Consider the following 1,939-nt stretch of genomic DNA (forward strand, 5'->3'; position numbering starts at 1 on the left):
CGGCCCGGGGCCGTCAGGGCGTCACTGGGAGACGTCCTCCGACGCCGGCTCGGGGGCGGGCCGGGCGGCCTCGACCCGCGCGTCGTACGCCGACTTGGCGAGACTGGCCACCGTTCCGGCCGCCAGGGACGCCACGATCACCGTGAGCGACAGCCAGATCGGGATCTCGGGCGCCCAGTGGAAGCCCTCGCCGCCGTTGATCCACGAGATCGAGTTGGTGTGCAGGGCCTCGAGGACCAGCTTGATCCCGATGAAGCCGAGGATCGCCGAGAGCGCGTAGGGCAGGTACACCAGCCGGTCGAGCAGGCCGCCCAGCAGGAAGTAGAGCTGGCGCAGACCCATCAGCGCGAACAGGTTGGTGGCGAACACGATGAACGGGTCCCGCGTGATGCCGAAGATCGCCGGGATCGAGTCGAGCGCGAACAGCACGTCCGTCGAGCCGATCGCCAGGAACACGATGATCAGCGGCGTGAAGAGCCGGCGGCCGTCGACGGTGGTCCGGAGGCTGGAGCCGTTGTACTGGTGGTGCAGCGGCAGCACGCGCCGCATGACCCGGATGAGGGCGTTCTCCTTGAAGTCGTCCTGCTCCTCCTCCTTCTCCGGGATCGCCTGCTGCACGGCCGTGTAGAGGAGGAACGCGCCGAAGATGTAGAAGAGCCAGGTGAACTGCTCGAGCAGGGCGGCACCCGCGAGGATGAACGCGGCCCGGAAGATCAGCGCCATGATGATGCCCACCATGAGCACCTGCTGCTGCTGGTCCCGCGGCACGGCGAACCGCGCCATGATGATGACGAAGACGAAGAGGTTGTCGACGCTCAGGGAGTACTCCATGAGCCACCCGGCGTAGAACTCCGCCGCCGGGGTGAGCCCGCCGACGGCCCAGACGACGAGACCGTAGACGACGGCGAGGCCCACGTAGAAGCTCACCCAGATGGCGCTCTCCTTCATGGTCGGGACATGGGGGCGCCGTCCGACGATGAGGAGATCGGCGACGAGCAGCAGGACCATCGCACCGAGGGAGATCAGTTCGAAGGTCACGGGCAGTTCGTGGACCATTGCTTCCTTCCGGAAAAGGGAGGAACGCGTGATCGCATCTAGCCTCCGGTGAGCACAGCAGGGCACCGGAGGTCTTCCTCGCCCGCCCGTGCACCAGCCTGGACGAAACCAGGCGACGGTGCACCGCGGGCCGGCCGGGCCGAGCTGGCGTCACTGGCAGCTGTGATGACGACCTGACCGTTACGAGGTACTCCCCTCCAACGGAGGGAAAGCATACGGGACGCCAGGTTTGTTCCCGAACGTGATCTTGGGCACTCTCCGGCTGCCGCGCGGGCCCGTCCGGGCGGCCGGTCGGGCGGAGGATCAGCTGATCGTCACGACCAGCTTGCCGCGCGCGTGGCCGTGCCCGGCGACCTGCCGGATCGCGTCCACGGCCCGCTCCAGCGGGTACGTCGCGCTGACGATGGGCAGCAGCACGCCGTCGGCCACGAGGCCCTCCAGGACGCCGAGGTCCTCGCCGCTGGTGGTCGCCGAGACGTTCAGGATCCGGTACGGGCGCATCCGCGAGACCAGGGGCGCCGTCATCAGCTCCGGCATGGGGCCGAGCAGGCCCTCCCGGCTGCCGTCGTTGGCCAGCACCAGCCCGCCGGGCACGACGACGCGGCCGAGCGCCCGCAGGGAGTACCGGCCCGCGTTGGTGAAGACGACGTCGAAGCGCCGATCCCCAGCGGTGACGTCGTCCTTCGTGTAGTCGATCACCTCGGACGCCCCGAGCTCCCGGACCATCGCGGCGTTGCGCGGGCCGCACACCCCGGTCACCTCGGCACCCCAGGCCGCGGCGATCTGCACCGCGAAGTGCCCGATCCCGCCGCCCGCGCCGGTGATGGCGATGTGCTGCCCGGCCCGCAGCTCGGCGGCCCGCAGGAACTGGAGCGCCGTGACG

General features: G+C 69.6%; 2 protein-coding genes. Both read right to left on the reverse strand.

Features of this window, described 5'->3' with window-relative positions; translation table 11 throughout:
• Window positions 1-21 precede the first annotated feature (21 nt).
• Window positions 22-1,056, reverse strand: a complete 1,035-nt coding sequence (locus PROKR_RS28845; RefSeq protein WP_036970929.1) for a TerC family protein — start codon at window positions 1,054-1,056, stop codon at window positions 22-24.
• A 303-nt stretch (window positions 1,057-1,359) separates the two neighbouring features.
• Window positions 1,360-1,939, reverse strand: a 580-nt coding sequence (locus tag PROKR_RS28850) for a zinc-binding dehydrogenase (protein ID WP_036970932.1), incomplete at its 5' end; no start/stop codon positions are given.

Origin of the sequence: Promicromonospora kroppenstedtii DSM 19349 (assembly GCF_000515355.1) — a bacterium.
Lineage (GTDB): Bacteria > Actinomycetota > Actinomycetes > Actinomycetales > Cellulomonadaceae > Promicromonospora > Promicromonospora kroppenstedtii.

What these genes read in the sequence shown, in the direction of transcription:
- PROKR_RS28845 (WP_036970929.1), bottom strand. Translation starts at nt 1,056, where the DNA reads ATGGTCCACGAACTGCCCGTGACCTTCGAACTGATCTCCCTCGGTGCG.